Here is a 16,874-nt window from a genome sequence, read left to right as displayed (position 1 = left end):
ACACTGTGAAACTGTCACCCAAGCTGGAACTCGCAGGAGTTTCCCTGCGCGACATGACCGAGGCCGATGTCCCGGCCGTGGAGACGCTGGAGCGCCGGCTGTTCCCCGTGGACGCGTGGCCCTTGCAAATGTTCTTCGACGAGTTGGCCCAGCCTGAGACCCGGCGCTACGTGGTGGCAGAGGTTGCAGGGGAGATCGTGGCTTACGCCGGATTGATGTGCATCGAGCCGATCGCGGACGTCCAGACGATCGCCGTCGTGCCTGAATTCGAGGGCAAGGGTATTGGCTCTGCTGTCCTGACAGAACTGATTGACGAAGCGCGGCGCCGCCGTGCCGAGGACGTCCTGCTGGAAGTGCGGGCGGACAATCCCCGCGCCCAGCAACTGTACTTGCGGTTCGGTTTCGAGCAGATCCACGTCCGTCCCCGCTACTACCGGGACGGCACGGACGCCCTGATTATGCGCCTTGAACTGAACAAACCCCAAAAAGGAGCCACAGCGTGAGCGGGCCGAATCCGGAACAGCCAAAGCAGCCGCTGGTGCTTGGCATTGAGTCATCCTGCGACGAGACCGGTGTGGGAATCGTGCGGGGGACCACCCTGCTGACCAACACGGTGTCATCGTCCATGGATGAGCATGTTCGCTTTGGCGGCGTTATCCCGGAGATCGCGTCACGCGCACACTTGGACGCCTTTGTGCCCACCTTGCAGGAGTCGCTCCACGAGGCCGGCGTCACCTTGGATGACATCGATGCCATTGCCGTCACGTCCGGTCCGGGCCTTGCAGGGGCGCTGATGGTGGGTGTTTGCGCTGCCAAAGCCCTTGCCGTTGCTACCGGCAAGCCGCTCTACGCCATCAACCACTTGGTGGCGCACGTTGGCGTGGGGTTGCTGGATAGTGGGGCACCTTCGGAAAGAGCGTCCGACGCCGTTGCTGCCGCCGGCCTGGGTGCCGGAAAGCTTCCGGAGAACCTCGGAGCATTGCTGGTATCGGGTGGACATACGGAAATCCTGCGCATCCGGAGCATCACGGACGACGTGGAGCTGCTGGGTTCAACCATCGACGATGCCGCCGGCGAAGCGTACGACAAAGTGGCCCGCATCCTTGGTCTCGGGTACCCGGGCGGGCCTGCCATCGACAGACTGGCACGCCAGGGCAACTCCAAGTCCATCCGTTTCCCCCGTGGACTCACGCAGCCCAAATACATGGGCACCGCGGAGGATAAGGGACCGCACCGTTACGACTGGTCCTTCAGCGGCCTGAAAACAGCCGTGGCCCGGTGCGTCGAGCAGTTCGAAGCCCGGGGCGAGGAAGTTCCCGTGGCAGATATCGCGGCAGCGTTCCAGGAGGCCGTGGTGGACGTCATCAGTTCAAAGGCGGTCCTGGCCTGCAAAGAGCACGGCATCACTGACGTCCTGCTGGGTGGGGGCGTTGCAGCGAACTCAAGGCTGCGGGAACTGACTGGGCAGCGCTGTACCTCCGCAGGTATCAAATTGCATGTTCCGCCGCTGGATCTTTGCACGGATAACGGAGCCATGGTTGCCGCGCTCGGAGCGCAGCTGATCATGGCCGGCATTGCTCCCAGCGGAGTTTCCTTCGCGCCGGATTCTTCCATGCCGGTGACTACGGTCTCAGTGCCCGCCTAGCGCTCCGCGGGCTAGTACAGCTAGGCGTCCGGACCCTTGCGCATCTGCTGGACGAGGTCCATGACCACTGCCTGCAGGTCGCCGTTGTGTTCAGCGGCCACCCGGCGCTGGCGTTGGTAGCTTGCTCCGCGCTCGATAATCTTCAGGACGTCCGAGAGTTCTTCGGAGCAACCGAGCTTGGCCGCTACAGGTTCCAGCCGGGCGACGGTTTCAGCGAGGTGCTCTGTGACCAACTGCTCGTTGCCCTCGGCGTCGAGAATGATGATGGCTTCCATGCCGTACCGTGCGGCGCGCCATTTGTTCTCCTGCACATGCCACGGCGGCATGGTGGGGATGCTGCCGCCGGCATCAAGGATGGAGGAGAACTCGTCCACGAGGCATTGGGTCAGCGCAGCAATGGCGCCTACTTCTTCAAGTGTGGCCAAGCCGTCGCAGATGCGCATCTCGATGGTGCCCAGGTTCGACACGGGGCGGATGTCCCAGCGGATTTCGGAGGTCGCGTCAATGACACCTGTGGTGAACATGTCCTGGACGTAGGACTCGTAGGCCTCCCATGTTTCGAACTGGAAGGGCAGCCCGGCGGTGGGAAGCTGCTGGAACATGAGCGCACGTTGGGAAGCGTAGCCGGTTTCTTCGCCGGCCCAGTACGGGCTGGAGGCGGACAACGCCTGGAAGTGCGGGAAGTAGTTGACCAGGCCGTCCAGGATGGGGAGGACCTTGTCCCGGCGGTCGATGCCCACATGGACGTGAACACCGTAGATCACCATCTGGCGTCCCCACCATTGGGTCCGCTCGATCAGCTTGGCGTAGCGTTCCTTGTCCGTGACGGGCTGGAGCAGGGGAGGGCTGAACGGGTGGCTGCCTGCGCAGAACACCTCCACGCCCATGGGGTCGGTGACTTCACGGACGGCGGCCAGGGATCGGCTGAGGTCTTCCTTGGCATCCTTGACGGTCTCGCAAATGCCGGTGACCAGTTCCACAGTGTTGAGGAGCAGTTCGCGCTTGATATGGGGGTGTTCGTCGTCCTCATTGAGGTCGGGGTGGTTCGCGGCGACGCCCTTCAGGACATCGTTGGCCACTGATACCAATTCCCCGGTGCGTGCATTGACGAGCGCCAACTCCCATTCCACACCCAGTGTCGATTGCCTGGATGGCGCAAAATCAATCTGCACGTAGTCCCCTCATAGTCTGTCTCAGCCGGACACGGTTCCCCGCTGTGGGGCCGCCAGCGGTCGGATCAAGTCTAATGCAGCCGGAACACAGGTGGCTGCTGGGGACTAGCGGGAGACAAAGACCGTCATTTGCTAATGAGAATGATTCGCAATAGAATCAACGCATGCATCTTACAGTCCTCAGTTCCCTGGACAGCCAATGCCGGGAGTCAGCCGCCGCCAGGCTCGGCCAGACCCACGCCAATTCCGTAGTGGTCCTTCACGATCTTCTGGATGGTTCACTGGTCCTGCGGCGCGTCTATCGGAACGGCCAGTTGTTCGAACGCGAAACCACGGTGTTGGAGCATGGTTGCCTTAGCTGCACCGTCAGGTTGGACGTTGTCCCGACGGCGGAACGCCTCGGCTCATGCGGCTTCGACCACGTTGTCCTGGGCCTCCCACCCGGCGTCGCAGCAGGGATGGCTGTTGCCGGGCTTCGACGTGGATTGAGCCGCCCGGCGGTGATCGACAACGCCGTCCTGGCCTTGGACCCCGTGGACCTGGACGACCATATCTGGGATCGTCACACGTTGTTTGAATCAGGATTCACGTCCATGCCCACTGATGATCGCACCAGTGGAGAATTTCTGATCGGCGAGTTCGGGCAGGTGGACACCGTGATGGTGCACCCCGGACTGGGGGCCGTGCTGACCGGCGAGCCCCGCGAGGGCTCCGCACAGTGGCTGCTGGGTGTCGAATTACTCGGCCAGTTGGCGTCCCATGCCGGAGTTGTTGGCGCGGCTGACGACTACCGGCCGGGATGCTTCGACGACGCCGAAGCCGCGGCCCGTAACCGGCCCGGCGTCGTGCGTGTGCCCGTCAGCGAAGCCAAAGGTTCCTTCCGGACGGTGCTCCGGAAAGCGGGTCGACCACTGCATCCTGGGCGCTTCCGTGATGCGCTGCCACAGCTGGCGGCCGGCACGCACTGGCTGCGTGGCCGGCTCTGGATCGCATCGGCGCCTAAAACGCGGATCGCCGTCCAGGGAATCGGGCCGCGCGTGTGGCTGGAAAGCACCGGAAAGTGGCTGGCTGACACTGTTGAATCAGCGCCCGGCCTCGCGCGCCCGGGGAAGGCAGGCGCCGACGTCGACTCCCTCCTTGACTGGCACCCCAGCCATGGCGACCGCGGAACTGTGCTGGCCATCACCGGAAGGTCGGAGGACATTGATCCCCAGGAAATCAGCGATCTGCTGGACGGCTGCCAACTAACGGAGGCGGAGATGGAGCAGGATTTCGGCGTCTGGGACGACCCCCTGGAACTCAGCGACGCCCTCTAAACCGAACACCCACACAAAGGAGAAACACCATGAAAGTCAGGAATTCGCTGCGTGCCCTCAAGAAGATCCCCGGCGCCCAGATCGTGCGCAGGCGGGGGCGCACCTTCGTCATCAACAAGAACAACCCGCGGATGAAGGCGCGGCAGGGCTAACAGCACGGCGTTGTTTAATGGGGGAATGCCAATCCTGAACAAAGACATGTCCCTGTGCATTTCGCTTGCGGCCCGGCCCAGCAATATCGGGACCAGGTTCCACAACTATCTGTACGATCTGCTCGGCCTGAACTTTGTCTACAAGGCATTCGCCCCCGCGGACATCACCCTTGCGGTAGCGGGCATCCGCGGCCTCCCGATCCGGGGCGCCGCGGTGTCCATGCCGTACAAGGAAGCCGTCATCCCGCTGGTTGACGTCATGGACCCGTCGGCCAAAGCCATTGATTCGGTGAATACCATCGTCAATAACCACGGTGTCCTCACCGCCTACAACACGGACTACATCGCGATCGCCCGGCTCCTGAAGGACCACCAGGTTCCCAGCAGCCACACGGTGCTGCTCCGCGGTGCCGGCGGCATGGCCAAGGCCGTAGCCGCAGCCCTTCGGGACGCCGGGTTCACCGCTGTGACCATCGTGGCACGCAATGAGGGCACCGGCCGTGCGCTCGCAGACCTCTACGGCTTCGGATGGCAGGACGACGTCAACGGCTCAACCGCGGACCTCATCATCAACGTCACTCCCTTGGGAATGGCAGGTGCGGATGAAACCGCCCAGTCCTTCGATGACGCCACTATTTCCGCTGCCCAGGTGGTGTTCGACGTCGTGGCATTGCCGTCGGAGACGCCGCTCATCACCGCTGCCCGGCGAGCCGACAAGAAGGTGATCACGGGCGCCGAAGTCATCGCTATCCAAGCCGAGGAGCAGTTTGTCCTATACACGGGCGTGCGTCCGAGCGCCGAGCAGGTGCGTGAAGCTTCGGAGTTCTCCCGCCGCTAGCTCTTGTGACACATCAGGCCGTCACTGGCTCCACGACAACAGCCACTCTTTCCTCGCCGATCCGGGTGAGGACCAAGGTGGCTGTTTTCGCATCCTTGCCCTTGATGGGTTTGGCGGGAAGCAGTTGCTTCCGCAGCTCCTCCGGGGTCACTGCCGTGCCGCGCTTCTTGATATCCAGCACCGTGACGCCGTTGTTCTTCACCCATGCCTTGAGCGCCTTGACGTTGTAGGGCATCACTTCAAGCACTTTGTAGGCACGGGCGAACGGGGTGTCATGCAGCTCGGGGGCGCATATGTAGGCGATGTGCTCGTCCACCAGATGCCCACCGAGGCGTTCTGCGACGTCGGCCACCAGCCCTGCCCGGATCACCGCCCCATCGGGTTCGTAGAGGAAGCCCCCGACAGGTCCGACGGCGGCTACCGGGCCGCCGTCGAAATCCGCACCGCTGGTGATTTCAGCGGCGCCTTGGCTGCCGATAACCAGCGCTGCGCGACGCACGCCGGCGCGGGCCACTGCGTTGAACCATAAGGTCACTTCGGTAACATCGCCGCCCACTGAGACCCATTGGGCCTCGCAGCCTGACGGCACGGAATCATGGGGGATGCCGGGACCCATTTTGACGCCGATTGCGCGGCCGGTGGCTGCCAGGCGTTCAACGAAGGACAACGGGGGAGAGAACGCTTCAGGGTCCCAGATCCGCTTGGTTCCGGAAGTGGACGTGGTTCGCCGGGCAGGATCCAGCCATACACCGTCGATCCCGTCCAGTTCCACGGACGTGGCATCCGAGTGCACCACAGTGGCGTGCGGGAATGGCATGAGGTTGATCGTGGCGCAGGCGGCAGTGGTTTCATCCATCTCAACGGCGGTCACCGAAATGTCCATGGAAGCCATCGCCATGGAATCGGCACCAAGGCCGCAGCCGAGGTCGGCAACGTGCGGGATGCCCGCCTTCGCGAAACGCTCGGCGTGCCGGGCCGCGACGTTCAAGCGCGTTGCCTGCTCCAGTCCCGCTTGAGTGAAAAGCATCTGCCGGGCGAACTCGCCGAACTTGGCCTCGGCACGTGTCCGCAGGCGGGATTGCGTGAGGACCGCGGCCACGAGTTCGGGGGAGTGGCCCGCTTTCCGGAGCTCGGCATTGACGCTGAACGAGTCGGCTTCCCGGTAGGGCCCCAAGGAGGCAAGAAGTTCCCATCCTTCAGTTGTCAGCAAGGGCGCGATCTGTTCCTGCGGTGCGTGAGGCATGGGATCAAGCCTAACGGCGCGGTGCTTGACAACGTGACCGGCGAATCAGCCCGATAGGGTTGTTTTCATGGAAGACAACGCAGCCCCGCATCACTCCACCATGACAAAGTTCGCTCGTCCGGCCCTGATAGCGGGGGCAGTGATCGCGGTGGTTTGCGTCGGCCTGCTAATCATTATCTTCGCGCTGGATTCCTTCAATGCCGCCACCTACTCCGTCGCCGGCAAGAGCGTTAACGACGCCACCGAGGAAGCGCGGGGCATCCGCGAACTCTACAGCGGCGCCAGAACCGGTGGAATCATCACCTTGGTGATCTCCGGCGTCGTTGCTATTGCCGCTGCCGTAGTGCTGTATCTGAACCGCGGCAACGCTCCGCTGGACGAGGATGACGACGGCGAGGACTACGATCTGGACGACCTCACCGGCCGGTGACGGAGGTTCACTCATGACGAAATTCTGGCACTCGCCTTGACCGAGTGCTAACGCTTACATAGAGTCTTGTTAGCACTCTCCCCCGGAGGGTGCTAATCACGCCAAGCGTCTTCCGGCACCGCGACGACGGTTGTACGCTCCGGCACCCTAGTTCTTAGTCCATGAATCAGCTCATGAAAAGGAGAGTCCGAGTGTCGGTCTCGATTAAGCCTCTTGAGGATCGTATTGTTGTTCGCCCGCTCGAAGCAGAGCAGACCACGGCTTCCGGCCTGGTAATTCCGGACTCCGCACAGGAGAAGCCGCAGGAAGGCGAAGTTGTTGCAATCGGCCCCGGCCGTTTCGATGACAACGGCAACCGCGTACCGGTTGACGTAGCTGTTGGCGACGTCGTCATCTACTCCAAGTACGGTGGAACCGAAGTCAAGACCGGCGGCAACGAGTACCTCGTTCTGTCCGCCCGCGACGTCCTTGCGATCGTCGTAAAGTAACTTCCTGGAGCCCCGCACCGCCGCCGCGTTGGAATCATTCCGACCGTCAGCGGTGCGGGTTTTCTGTCTTGAAAGGACACAACCATGGCAAAGCAGCTTGCTTTTAACGATGCTGCCCGCCGGTCTCTTGAGGCCGGTATCGACAAGCTCGCCAACACTGTCAAGGTGACGCTTGGCCCGCGCGGCCGCAACGTCGTGCTGGACAAGAAGTGGGGCGCTCCCACGATCACCAACGACGGTGTGACCATCGCCCGCGAAGTTGAGCTTGACGACCCCTACGAGAACCTTGGCGCACAGCTGGCCAAGGAAGTAGCAACCAAGACCAACGATGTCGCCGGCGACGGCACCACCACGGCCACCGTGCTGGCACAGGCCCTGGTCAAGGAGGGCCTCCGCAACGTTGCTGCCGGCGCCGCTCCTGGCGAGATCAAGCGCGGCATCGAGGTTTCCGTCGAAGCGATCGCAGCCCGCCTCCTGGAGAACGCCCGCGAAGTCGAAGGCACCCAGGTTGCCAGCGTCGCAGCCATCTCCGCGCAGAGCGACGAGGTTGGCGAACTGCTGGCCGAAGCGTTCGGCAAGGTTGGCAAGGATGGTGTCATCACCATTGAAGAGTCTTCCACCACCCAGACCGAACTGGTGCTCACCGAGGGCATGCAGTTCGACAAGGGCTACCTTTCCCCGTACTTCGTCACCGACGCAGAGCGCCAGGAAGCAGTTCTTGAAGACGCCCTCATCCTGATCAACCAGGGCAAGATCTCCTCGCTGCAGGACTTCCTGCCGCTGCTGGAAAAGGCCCTGCAGGCCAACAAGCCGCTCTTCATCATTGCTGAAGACATCGAAGGCGAAGCCCTCTCCACGCTGATCGTCAACCGTATCCGCGGCACGCTCAACGTTGTTGCCGTCAAGGCTCCGGGCTTCGGCGACCGCCGCAAGGCCATGCTCCAGGACATCGCGACGCTCACGGGCGCCCAGGTTGTTTCCCCGGACCTCGGCCTGACCCTGGACAGCGTTGGCCTCGAGGTACTTGGTACCGCTCGCCGTATCACGGTGACCAAGGACAACACCACCATCGTTGACGGCGCCGGCACGGCCCAGGACGTTGCCGACCGCGTGGCGCAGCTGCGTGCTGAGCTCACCCGGACGGACTCCGACTGGGACAAGGAAAAGCTGCAGGAACGCCTGGCCAAGCTGGCCGGCGGCATCGGCGTGATCAAGGTTGGCGCAGCCACCGAGGTTGAGCTGAAGGAAAAGAAGCACCGCATCGAGGACGCTGTTTCCTCCACGCGTGCAGCCCTGGAAGAAGGCATTGTTTCCGGTGGCGGTTCCGCTCTCATCCACGCCCTCAAGGCGCTGGACGAGTCCCCGGCCGTCAAGGCCCTGGAGGGTGACGCGGCAGCTGCTGTGGGCATCGTCCGCCGCGCCTTGGTTCAGCCTTTGCGCTGGATCGCCCAGAACGCCGGCTTCGATGGCTTCGTGGTTGTTGCCAAGGTTTCCGAGCTGGAAGCCAACCACGGCTTCAACGCCAAGTCCGGCGAGTACGAGGACCTGATCGCCGCTGGCGTGATCGACCCCGTCAAGGTCACCCGTTCGGCTCTCCGCAACGCCGCTTCCATCGCTGCCCTGGTTCTCACCACCGAGACCCTGGTTGCCGAGAAGCCGGCTGAGGAAGAAGACGCACACGCAGGCCACCAGCACTAAAAGCCTGTTATACAGAAGCCCCGGTCACCTTGACCGGGGCTTCTGTTGTTTCCGGGGTGGTGTCGTGGCCTGTGTCGCTCAGCTATTGTGAGCGCACGACGGCGGCGGTAACCTGACGCTAATACGGCGGCTTGGGTGCGTCAACGGGGCGCATCGACGCCGACGGGTAAGCCATGACGATGCCTGCCACAGCTTTGGACCTGGGACGCTCGGCATTCTCCGAGCACCGCTGGAGCGATGCCTTCGAATGCCTCGCACGCGCCGACACCGCAGGGGGACTGCCTGCTCAAGACATCGAGTTGGTGGCCTCCGTAGCGATGCTGTTGGGCAAAGACACCGAGGGCGTGGCCTACTTGACCCGGGCGCACGACGAATTCATCACGCTGGGCGACACGGATAGTGCCGCACGCTGCGCAGCGTGGCTGGTGCTGTACTTGATGGATCTCGGTGAGCCCGCCCGCAGCAGCGGCTGGATGTCCCGGGCCAAGCATCTGGTGGAAGGGCTGGATAGCCCTACTGCAGCGGAGGGCTACCTGTTGGTTCCGGAGGCACTTGGTGCCCTGTACGGAGGAGCTCCGGAGGCGAGCTTTGCGATTTTCAGCCGGGCGTTGGAGATCGGCCGGCACTTCCAGGACAAGGACCTCATGGCGCTGGGCCAGCTCGGCGTCGGAACCGCCAGGCTCACCCTCGGATTCCCTGATGAGGGCCTTCAACTTCTTGATGAAGTGATGGTCTCGGTCATCGCGGGCGAAGTTTCGCCCATCCCGTCCGGGATCATCTACTGTGCGGTGATCGGCAACTGCCGTTTGGTGTTGGATGTCGGCCGTGCCCAGGAGTGGACGGCCGCGTTGGAGAAATGGTGCGGGGCCAGGCCGGACATGGTCATGTTCAGCGGGCAGTGCCAGTCCCACCGGGCGGAGTTGTTTCTCCTCCATGGCGCATGGGATGACGCCCTTGCCGCGGCGCGGATTGCCCAAGACCGTGCGCGGCGGGGCGATCCGGAAGCCACTTACGGCGCTTGGTACCAGCAAGGGGAAATTCTCCGTCTCAGGGGAAGCCTGGCCGAAGCCGAAGCTGCCTATGCAAGGGCAGGGGAGACAGGTTTCGAGCCTCTTCCCGGTATGGCCCTGGTGCGATTGGCCCAGCAGAACGGCCCCCAGGCCCAGTCCATGATGCGTCGGGCAGTGGCAGCATCGGATCCTGCCAACCGGCGAAGACTTCTTCCGGCTCTTGTTGAGGTGGAACTCGCCTCCGGTGAGCTGGCAGCGGCAAGGTCCGCTGCCAATGAATTTGCGTCCCTCGTTAACCCGGAAAAGCGCCCTCTGGAAGCTGCCCTCGCTGCCCACGCGGAGGCGAGCGTGCTCTTGGCTGAAGGCAGCGCGGAAGCTGCCCTGATGGCGGCACGGACGGCATGGAGGCTGTGGTTCTCCCTTGAAGCACCGTATGAGGCAGCCCGTTGCCGCGTGCTCGCGGGCAGGGCCTGCGCGGCGCTGGGCGACCCTGATTCGGCGACCATGGAATTCGAAGCGGCCCGGGCGGAATTCGTGGAGCTGGGTGCCGCTCCCGCGGCCTCAGAAGTAGTGGGCAACAGTGGAGAACGCGATCAAGGCACCAGCTCGCCGCTTACTGTCCGCGAACTGGAGGTCCTGCGTCTGGTGGCGGAGGGCAACGCGAACAAAACCATTGCCCGATCCCTTTACCTCAGCGAAAAGACCGTTGCGCGGCACGTGAGCAATATCCTCACCAAACTCGCTGTGCCATCGCGCGTGGCTGCGAGCCGGTATGCGTTCGATCACCATCTGTTGAGCTAACGCCATCTGTTGAGGTAACGCCCGTTCGCCTGTGCGCATAAGTACCCATGCAGCGTGGGTGGGAATGGGTCATTTTGCCGACGCGGTGGATGGGGCTGGACTCATAGCTTGGCTGTATGAACATTCCACTGCTTGCCGGCACCGTGTCCACCGTGCTCTTCGCCGCCAGCATGCTCCCCATGCTTCTGAAGGCCGTGCGCACCAAGGACCTTGAGTCATACAGCGTCGGCAACATCGCCACCACCAACGTGGCCAACGCAGTGCATTCGTTCTATGTCTTTGATCTTCCGGCAGGCCCCGTATGGCTGCTGCACTCCTTCTACGTTGTGGCGTCTGCCCTCATGCTCCTGTGGTGCCTGCGCTACCGGAAGGTTCCTGAAGACACACACAAAGAACCCATCGGAGAGCCAGTAATTGAAGGGAAAAAGTCATGAACTGGAGCCAGAACCCAGCAGTAGACACGCTCATAGTAGGAGGTGGACAGGCAGGCTTGGCGATTGGATATTGGCTGGCACAAGAAGGCAGCAGCTTCCTGATAGTGGATGAAAATGCCAGGACGGGAGACTCTTGGCGGCAGCGATGGGATTCCCTGCGGCTGTTCACTCCCGGCAAGTACGACGGCCTTCCCGGGGCGCCGTTCCCCGGCGACAGGTTGAGTTTCCCCACCAAGGATGAGCTGGCTGACTACCTTGAGGACTACAAGCGTCGCTTCGACCTGCCGATCGAACACAATGTGCGTGTCGACGGCCTTGTGAGCGACGGGGATGGATTCCAAGTCACCTCGGGGCAGCGATCATGGCATGCCAGGAACGTGGTTATTGCCACGGGGGGATACCGCGTGCCCAAGACCCCGGCCTTCGCCGGGGAGCTGTCGGCGGACATACTCCAACTCCATTCCCAGGACTACAAGAATCCTTCCCAGCTCCAGCCCGGCCCTGTCCTGGTGGTGGGACTGGGGAACTCAGGGGCGGAGATTGCCATGGAGGTCAGCGGGAGCCATCCGACCGCTGTGGCGGGAGCACCCGGTGGCGAGCTCCCCGTGCGCCACGGACGTGCAGCAGCGCGCTTCGTGCTTCCGGTCATTCGTTTCGCGGGCCTGCACGTGCTCACACTCGACACCCCTGTTGGCCGCAAGGTTGCTCCAAAGTTCATGCAGAAGGCTGCGCCGCTGATCCGGACCAGGACCAAGGAACTGCGCGCTGCAGGTGTTGAATTGCTGCCCAGGGTCACCGGTGTCCGGGACGGGTATCCGGAAGTTGGCGGAGACACCCAAACGGTCAAACCTGCCAACGTTATCTGGTGCACGGGTTACCGGGACGACTACTCGTGGGTCCGGGTGCCCGTGGTGGACGGGGCCGGCAGGCTGCTGCAAAAGCGGGGAGTGGTGGCCGATGTTCCAGGTGTGTTCTTCATCGGCCAGGAATTCCTGTTCGCTGCGGCTTCGGCGACCCTTCCGGGGGTCGGACGGGACGCGCGCTACCTTGCCCGTCGGGTGGCCGCACCGCGTTCCAGCGGACTGGTGAACGTGTAATGGGTCACGTTAGTGAGGGGCGTGGCCGGCTGCAGTGTTAACGAGAGCGGGGAGTATCAGCACAGGTCACGCACAGGTTCGGGTGGCACAATGTATGGCTGGACCTGTGCTGATGGGGCTTCGGATGGCGGCCAGGGACACCCTTCCACATCGGTTGCGCGACTGAAACCGCGTAATATTGATGCTTTGTGCCAGAGCTTTGAGGAACTGCCTAACGTGACGACGCCAACGATTCCAGCCCCTGCCCACCACGGTAAGCGGGCTGCCGGACCCGTTGCAAAGTCTAAGTTCCGCCCCGAAATTCAGGGCCTTAGGTCCCTCGCAGTCCTGATGGTGGTCAGCTACCACATCTGGATCGGCAGGGTCTCCGGAGGCGTTGATGTCTTCCTCCTCATTTCAGCGTTCCTCATGACCCTCCAGTTCACGGGACGTTACAAACAGGGCCGCCCCATGGACCTTGTGCGCCACTGGCTGCACCTGTTCAGGCGGCTGCTGCCCGCCGTCGTCGTTGTTCTGGTGGGCACTCTCGCAGCAACCTTCGTTTTCCTGCCAGCCACGCGTTGGGTTGAAATTGTCCAGCAAACCTGGGCTTCGCTGTTTTACTTTGAGAACCGGCTGCTGCAGGAGCTGGCGGTTGATTACTATGCCACCGACCACAGCATGGCGAGCCCCGTTCAGCACTTCTGGTCCTTGTCCATCCAGGGCCAGGTATTCATTGTGTGGCCCATCATCTTTGCGACGGTTGCGCTGGTGTGCCGCCGCTTTGCCCTCCGCTACCGCGCCACTCTGGTGTATGTTTTCGCCATCATTTTCCTGGTCTCGTTCATCTACTCCATCATCTTCACAGCCAACAACCAGGCCGTGGCATACTTCGATACCTTTGCCCGTTTGTGGGAGTTCGCCTTGGGCACGCTGGTGGCGTTGGTGCTACCGGGCCTGGACTTCTCCAAACCCGTCCGTGTGATCTTGGGATGGGTGGGGGTGGCAGCGATGCTCACTTGCGGAATCCTGTTGCAGGTACAGACTGCGTTCCCGGGATTCGTCGCCTTGTGGCCCACGCTGGCCGCGGTCGCGGTGATCGCAGCCGGTCAGACCGGGAGCCGTTTCGGGGTGGACCGGATCCTGAGTTCCAAATTCCTGGTCCGGCTCGGTGACAACTCCTACGCCCTATACCTCTGGCACTGGCCCATCCTGGTGATTGCCCTGGCCTGGAGCGGCAAGGGTCAGGCCGGTTGGCTTTCCGGCACGGCCATCATTGCGCTGTCACTCGTTTTGGCGTTCCTGACCACCAAGTTCGTGGAGAAGCCGTTCCGGGAATGGAAATGGCCCGAGATGAAGCGCCGCCGCTCGGTCATCGCAATCGCGACGTGCCTGGCAGTCGTTTCCGCACCCCTGCTCGCTTTCCAGTACAAGCTGGACTTGGACCAGCAAGCTGCAGAGGCGCGAATGGTCTTCGACAATCCCGGGGCAAAGGCACTCCTGCCAACGTACGTGAATGAAGCGGCTCCAAATGCGCTCACTCAGCCCACCGCGGAAAGGATCGGGCGTGACTGGGCCCAACTGCCCGAGGGGTGCTCCGGAGACACGAAACCCGAGTCGCAGTTGCTGCGGGATAACTGCCGGCAGAACGGTGTGGGTTCCGACGCCACCAAGACAGTCCTGGTGGTAGGCAACTCGCACTCCCAGCAGTGGCTTGCCGCCATGGAAGTATTGGCGGAGCAGCATCATTGGCGTCTCTACTCGCTGCTGTACGGGGCGTGCCCCTTCATGACTGAAGACCCCGAGTCGGAGCCTGGCTGTAACGAGTTCAACCGTGAAGTGCGCAGCCACATCCGGGACCATACGCCGGATGCCATCTTCATGGTGGGCACAGCGGCTGTGTCGTCCTTGCCTGACGAAAGACTGACCCACGGCTTTGAGGACCTCGTTCCCGAGGTCACGGCACTGGGCATCCAAATGGTGGCAGTGCGGGATAACCCAAGGTTCACTTACAGCCTGACGGACTGCGCCCTCGCCAAAGGGGTGGACAGCCCTGATTGCCGTCCGCTGAAGTCGGACGTCCTGGCCGAACCCAGTCCTTTTGACGCCGTGGCGGGTAAATACCAGGACCTGATCCTGCTGGATATGACCGACCTTGTGTGCCTGGGGATCTACTGCCCGCCCATCATCGGTAACACCTTCGTGTACCTGGATGACAACCACCTGACCAAAACGTACGTCAAGAGCATGTCGGGCATGCTCGATGAAAGGTGGTTTGCCGCGACAGGGTGGCAACGATGATGGACACTCGCGCAAGAACGGCTGCCCCGCCAAGCAAGGAATCCACGACGTCGAAACCCGGCTTCCGCCCGGAAGTCCAGGGCCTGCGTGCCCTGGCAGTGCTCATGGTCGCGGCCTACCATATCTGGCTCGGCAAGGTCTCGGGCGGCGTGGACGTTTTCCTGCTGATCTCGGCTTTCCTGCTGACGCTGTCCTTCACGCGCAAGCTCGAAAGTCATAAGCCACTTCGACTCCTGCGGCATTGGCTGCACGTGTTCAAGCGGTTGCTGCCCGCCGTCGTCGTTGTCTTGCTGGCCGCCCTGGCAGGCACCTGGGCACTCATACCGCAGAGCCGGTGGCCCGATATCCTCACCGAGGCCTGGGCATCCCTCATGTACCGGCAAAACTGGCAGTTGGCCGCTTTCGCGGTGGACTACTACGCCCAGCAGCACGTTCATGCCAGCCCCCTGCAACACTTTTGGTCGCTATCCGTGCAAGGCCAGGTGTTTATTCTGTGGCCGTTGATCTTCGCCGGAGTCGCGCTTCTGCAACCGCAGCTGGCTAAGCTGTCTCCGCAGCGGAAGGCCGCAACCCACAGGCAGTTGCTGTTCATCGCCTTCGGCGCGGTCTTCCTGGCATCACTCGTGTTCTCCATCGAGCAGACCGCCAACAACCAAGCCCACGCTTACTTTGACACCCGTGCACGCCTATGGGAATTCGCGCTGGGTTCCCTTCTCGCCCTGGCGATCCCATACCTGAAACCGGGACGCCGGTTCCGTGTTTTCCTGGGATGGGCAGGAATTGCAGCGATGCTCGCCTGCGGGCTGATGCTCACGGTGGACCGCTCCTTCCCTGGATTCGTAGCCCTTTGGCCCACCCTTGCGGCTGCAGCAGTCATCATCGCGGGTCAGAGCGGTAGCCCCTTCGGTGCCGACCGTCTCCTGGGCTCACGCCCACTGGTCATGGTGGGTGACAACTCGTACGCCCTGTACCTGTGGCACTGGCCGGTTTTGGTGTTCTTCCTCCTGGCCACCGGCACTACCGCGCCCAGCCTCCTCCAAGGCCTGGGAATCATGACGGTTTCCATGCTGTTGGCGGTAGCCACCACAAGGTATGTGGAAGTTCCCCTGCGCCGCTGGAAGTGGCCGGACGTGCGGTCCTGGCGGGCCGCCGTCGTGATTGCCACGTGCGGTGCGCTGTTGGCGTTGCCGGTCACGGTGTGGCAAAGCGCCATCACCGCTGAAGCTGCAGCGATTGCGGATCAGCCCCACGAACTGACGCCGGGTGCTGCCGCGTTGTCCCCGGAGTACGCCGGTGAGCCGAGCGAAGAAGCCCTCATCATCCCCGCGCCCGCAGCCATGAAGGACGAGTGGGCAAACGTCGACGGCAAGTGCACCGGCGACAACGTACCCAGCGATCCGTTGCTGCAGGACTGCCTGCAAAATGAGGAACCGGCGGTGGTCACCAAGAGGATCGTGGTGCTCGGTGATTCCCATTCCCAGCAGTACACGGCTGCTCTTGGCCCGATTGCCAAAAAGCACGGCTGGGAAGTGGTGACGCTGCTTAAAGGTGGCTGCCGGTTCGGTGCCCAGTCGCCGGAGCGCCCCGATTTCTGCAACGAGTTCAACAAGGCAAGTTCCGCCTACGTGATGGAGCACAAGCCCGACGCAGTTTTCACCGTGGCATCCAAGACGCACGTCGATGCTCCATTTGAAACCGAAGTGCCCGGATACCTCGAAGGCATCAAGCCGTTCACGGACCTGGGAATCGATGTGGTGGGTGTCCGGGACAACCCGCGGTTCAGCTTCAATATGCCCGAGTGCGTGCAGAAGAAGGGCAAGGATTCGCCCGACTGCAATGTGCCCCTTGAAGAGTCCTTGGCGGCGTCATCACCTTTGGACGACTATGTAGGCAAGGTGGAGCGGCTCTACCTGATGGACATGAGCGACTTCATCTGCGAGCAAGGGACCTGTCCCGCGGTGGTTGGTAACGTCTACGTGTATAAGGACGACAACCACCTCACCAAGACCTATGTTCAAACCATGATCCCCATGTTTGAACAGCGGCTGCTGGCCGCTACCGGTTGGTCCGCAAGCTAGGTTCCGCGCTCGCCGGCGGTTTCAAACGTACGACGGCGGCCTGCCGCCAGTGCTGTTGCTCACAGTCAGGCGTCGCGGAATATGGCGATCGGCGCGGAGGTTCTAGTATTTATCCAATACCTTCTGCACAGGTAACTTTTGCACAGGTACTCTCTGCACAGGCCAGTCCCGTAATGACGGGCTGGTCATCAG

At 62.4% G+C, this 16,874-nt stretch carries 15 protein-coding genes; 13 read left to right on the top strand and 2 right to left on the bottom strand.

What is annotated here, in order from left to right:
- The first annotated feature begins 5 nt into the window (after positions 1-5).
- On the top strand, positions 6-503 hold the full coding sequence (gene rimI / locus ACNAOT_RS16180) for a ribosomal protein S18-alanine N-acetyltransferase (RefSeq protein WP_420178584.1): 498 nt from the start codon (positions 6-8) through the stop codon (positions 501-503).
- Positions 500-1,645: a tRNA (adenosine(37)-N6)-threonylcarbamoyltransferase complex transferase subunit TsaD gene (tsaD, locus tag ACNAOT_RS16175; RefSeq protein WP_420178583.1), complete on the top strand. Its 1,146-nt coding sequence runs from the start codon at positions 500-502 to the stop codon at positions 1,643-1,645. Before rimI ends, tsaD begins: the two co-directional genes overlap by 4 nt.
- Positions 1,646-1,665: 20 nt before the next feature.
- On the opposite strand, the gene ACNAOT_RS16170 is transcribed toward tsaD, so the two are convergent.
- Positions 1,666-2,817 carry a glutamate--cysteine ligase gene (locus ACNAOT_RS16170; protein ID WP_178997144.1) on the bottom strand — a complete coding sequence of 384 codons (1,152 nt, stop codon included), beginning with the start codon at positions 2,815-2,817 and terminating at the stop codon, positions 1,666-1,668.
- Positions 2,818-2,981: 164 nt separating this feature from the next.
- Between ACNAOT_RS16170 and ACNAOT_RS16165 the strand changes: the two genes are divergently transcribed.
- The 3 genes from ACNAOT_RS16165 to ACNAOT_RS16155 are packed head-to-tail and all read left to right on the top strand — an operon-like array spanning position 2,982 to position 5,123.
- The gene (locus ACNAOT_RS16165; RefSeq protein WP_420178582.1) at positions 2,982-4,133 is read left to right on the top strand and encodes a GTP-binding protein; all 1,152 of its coding nucleotides are present in this window, start codon (positions 2,982-2,984) and stop codon (positions 4,131-4,133) included.
- 29 nt (positions 4,134-4,162) lie between these two features.
- Positions 4,163-4,285, top strand: a complete 123-nt coding sequence (ykgO, locus tag ACNAOT_RS16160; RefSeq protein WP_011775528.1) for a type B 50S ribosomal protein L36 — start codon at positions 4,163-4,165, stop codon at positions 4,283-4,285.
- A 25-nt stretch (positions 4,286-4,310) separates the two neighbouring features.
- A complete protein-coding gene (locus ACNAOT_RS16155) occupies positions 4,311-5,123 on the top strand; it encodes a shikimate 5-dehydrogenase (RefSeq protein WP_091468917.1) in 813 nt (270 codons plus the stop codon).
- Positions 5,124-5,136: 13 nt separating this feature from the next.
- Here the strand turns inward: ACNAOT_RS16155 and ACNAOT_RS16150 are convergent, their stop codons facing one another.
- Positions 5,137-6,366 carry a THUMP-like domain-containing protein gene (locus ACNAOT_RS16150; RefSeq protein ID WP_420178581.1) on the bottom strand — a complete coding sequence of 410 codons (1,230 nt, stop codon included), beginning with the start codon at positions 6,364-6,366 and terminating at the stop codon, positions 5,137-5,139.
- A 67-nt stretch (positions 6,367-6,433) separates the two neighbouring features.
- On the opposite strand from ACNAOT_RS16150, the gene ACNAOT_RS16145 reads away from it, so the two are divergent.
- From ACNAOT_RS16145 to ACNAOT_RS16110, 8 genes are all read left to right on the top strand, one after another.
- On the top strand, positions 6,434-6,796 hold the full coding sequence (locus tag ACNAOT_RS16145; protein WP_091468911.1) for a hypothetical protein: 363 nt from the start codon (positions 6,434-6,436) through the stop codon (positions 6,794-6,796).
- A 191-nt stretch (positions 6,797-6,987) separates the two neighbouring features.
- The gene (gene groES, locus ACNAOT_RS16140) at positions 6,988-7,284 is read left to right on the top strand and encodes a co-chaperone GroES (protein ID WP_011775524.1); all 297 of its coding nucleotides are present in this window, start codon (positions 6,988-6,990) and stop codon (positions 7,282-7,284) included.
- Between the two features lie 84 nt (positions 7,285-7,368).
- Complete coding sequence (gene groL / locus ACNAOT_RS16135; RefSeq protein WP_017200315.1) at positions 7,369-8,982, top strand: chaperonin GroEL; 1,614 nt, start codon at positions 7,369-7,371, stop codon at positions 8,980-8,982.
- A 173-nt stretch (positions 8,983-9,155) separates the two neighbouring features.
- A complete protein-coding gene (locus ACNAOT_RS16130) occupies positions 9,156-10,793 on the top strand; it encodes a helix-turn-helix domain-containing protein (protein ID WP_420178580.1) in 1,638 nt (545 codons plus the stop codon).
- Between the two features lie 116 nt (positions 10,794-10,909).
- Positions 10,910-11,227, top strand: coding sequence for a hypothetical protein (locus ACNAOT_RS16125; protein ID WP_420178579.1), 318 nt, complete (start codon positions 10,910-10,912; stop codon positions 11,225-11,227).
- Positions 11,224-12,324, top strand: coding sequence for a flavin-containing monooxygenase (locus ACNAOT_RS16120; RefSeq protein ID WP_420178578.1), 1,101 nt, complete (start codon positions 11,224-11,226; stop codon positions 12,322-12,324). The genes ACNAOT_RS16125 and ACNAOT_RS16120 overlap by 4 nt, the downstream gene beginning before the upstream one ends.
- Before the next feature lie 216 nt (positions 12,325-12,540).
- The gene (locus ACNAOT_RS16115) at positions 12,541-14,604 is read left to right on the top strand and encodes an acyltransferase family protein (RefSeq protein ID WP_420178577.1); all 2,064 of its coding nucleotides are present in this window, start codon (positions 12,541-12,543) and stop codon (positions 14,602-14,604) included.
- Positions 14,601-16,682: an acyltransferase family protein gene (locus ACNAOT_RS16110; protein WP_091468899.1), complete on the top strand. Its 2,082-nt coding sequence runs from the start codon at positions 14,601-14,603 to the stop codon at positions 16,680-16,682. The genes ACNAOT_RS16115 and ACNAOT_RS16110 overlap by 4 nt, the downstream gene beginning before the upstream one ends.
- The last annotated feature ends 192 nt before the right edge of the window (positions 16,683-16,874 follow it).

This window comes from Paenarthrobacter sp. TA1.8 (assembly GCF_048595705.1).
GTDB classification, from domain to species: domain Bacteria; phylum Actinomycetota; class Actinomycetes; order Actinomycetales; family Micrococcaceae; genus Arthrobacter; species Arthrobacter nitroguajacolicus.
This window is presented reverse-complemented; position numbering and strand designations above follow the sequence as displayed.